Below are 1,606 nucleotides of genomic sequence, written 5' to 3' on the forward strand. Positions count from 1 at the left end.
TCGTTCACCGGGTCGAATCTGCTGTTCGAGATTCAGACCGGCGCGCACGAACGGATGCTCGTGACCCCGTTGAGTCGCCCGGCGCTCATCATCGGACGCGCGCTGAAGGAGGCGGTGCCGCTGGTGATCCAGACCGCGATCATCGTCGGCGCGTGTGTGCCGTTCGGTTTCGATGTGCACCTCGGCGGCGCAACCCTGGGGCTGCTGATGCTGGCGATCATGGCCGTCGGACTGGGCGCGCTGTCGTACACCTTGGCCTTGGCGTCGAAGAACACGGAGTGGCTGTTCTGGACCGTGCAGCAGACGGTGTTGTTCCCGCTGCTCCTGCTGGCCGGGATCCTGCTGCCGGTCGACGACGGCCCAGGCTGGCTGCGCACGATGGCGCAGTTCAACCCGTTGAGCTACGTGGTGGACGCCGAACGTGCCCTGTTCAGCGGAGACTACGCTGCCGACACGGTGACGGCCGGCTTCACAGCTGCGGTGGTCGTGGCCGCCGTGGGCCTCGTCGTCGGTACCCGGGCGATGCGCAACTCGTCGTGAGCGTGCGCGTCCGCGGGTGAGTTCACACCTGCCGGATATCGCCGACATGACGCTCGCGGACATCCTCGAGAAGTCGCGCCGCTGCCGTGTAGTCGTGATCATCATGCACGACGGACAGACCATGATGCACAGCGGTCGCACAGATGAGTAGGTCCACCGCGGACATCGAGCGGTGTGCGCCCTCACGTAGCAATCGATATTGGGCCGACTCGATCCATCGCCATGCGCTTTTCGGCACGGCCACGTCGGGATAGAGCTCGTCGAACATTGCGGACATTTGTTCGTACTCGTCGAGATTTCGAGCCGACCGCCGGAACTCGACACGCTGCGGATCACACGAGCCGACGGCACCGGACCTGATCGCCGCAGACCACGCGGACCGCGTGTCTTCGCTCCTGAGAATGCGCCATAGTGCCGACGAGTTGATGAGGTACCGAATCACTCCGCCGGTACCTGCTCAGCTTGCCTCTGGTGCTGCCACCCTTCGTAGTCCCATCCAGCCGACAGCGACGCGTAACGTTCGAGCGCCTCGATACGTCGATGATTGGCTACATAATCGCGCAGCGCCAGGTTGACCGTGTCCTTCTTGGTTCGGGCACCCGAAATCCGCATGGCTTCGGTGAGGGCGTCGTCGTCGATATCAATCTGCGTGACAGGCATGATCTCACCTCATGTGGAGCAGAGATCACACACTCTGCTCGGTGGCGGCCAGCCGGCGGGTGCCGCTGTACATCAGTGCTGCGGCGACCCCGGCTGCCACCGCGGCGGTCAGCCATGCCCCGGAGTACGACACCGAGGAGGCGACGAAGCCGAACACGATCGGGCCCAGCGCGTTGCCGACGGCCAGGCCGGACAGACCCACGCCGGCCATCGCCCCCGGCCGCGTGGGGTCGGCGCGGACCAGGGTGAGAAAGAACAGGGCGGTCCAACCCCACCCACCGGCGATCGCGCCGACGGCGCCGACCCCCAGCAGCACCCCGGTACCGGTGGCACCCAACAGCATCGTCACCGCGCCGACCACGATCATCGACGGGATGAGCCACGTCGCGGCCTCGGGACGGCGGTC

Annotated in this window: 3 protein-coding genes and 1 pseudogene; 1 reads left to right on the forward strand and 3 read right to left on the reverse strand. The window is 65.9% G+C overall.

The window, feature by feature from the left end; genetic code table 11:
- Nucleotides 1-540: ABC transporter permease (locus M6444_RS15645; protein ID WP_298329307.1), on the forward strand; the 540-nt coding region annotated here is incomplete at its 5' end.
- A gap of 22 nt (nucleotides 541-562) precedes the next feature.
- Here the strand turns inward: M6444_RS15645 and M6444_RS15650 are convergent.
- From M6444_RS15650 to M6444_RS15660, 3 genes and pseudogenes are all read right to left on the reverse strand, one after another.
- The gene (locus M6444_RS15650) at nucleotides 563-982 is read right to left on the reverse strand and encodes a PIN domain-containing protein (RefSeq protein WP_298329311.1); all 420 of its coding nucleotides are present in this window, start codon (nucleotides 980-982) and stop codon (nucleotides 563-565) included.
- A complete protein-coding gene (locus tag M6444_RS15655) occupies nucleotides 979-1,200 on the reverse strand; it encodes a type II toxin-antitoxin system VapB family antitoxin (protein WP_298329314.1) in 222 nt (73 codons plus the stop codon). Before M6444_RS15655 ends, M6444_RS15650 begins: the two co-directional genes overlap by 4 nt.
- A gap of 25 nt (nucleotides 1,201-1,225) precedes the next feature.
- Nucleotides 1,226-1,606, reverse strand: a pseudogene (locus M6444_RS15660) (hypothetical protein); the annotation flags it as partial.

Source organism: Haloactinopolyspora sp. (genome assembly GCF_027324685.1).
Lineage (GTDB): Bacteria > Actinomycetota > Actinomycetes > Jiangellales > Jiangellaceae > Haloactinopolyspora.

Bases quoted from the DNA above. Each gene is read 5' to 3' on its own strand.
- M6444_RS15655 (WP_298329314.1), bottom strand. From the start codon at position 1,200: ATGCCTGTCACGCAGATTGATATCGACGACGACGCCCTCACCGAAGCC.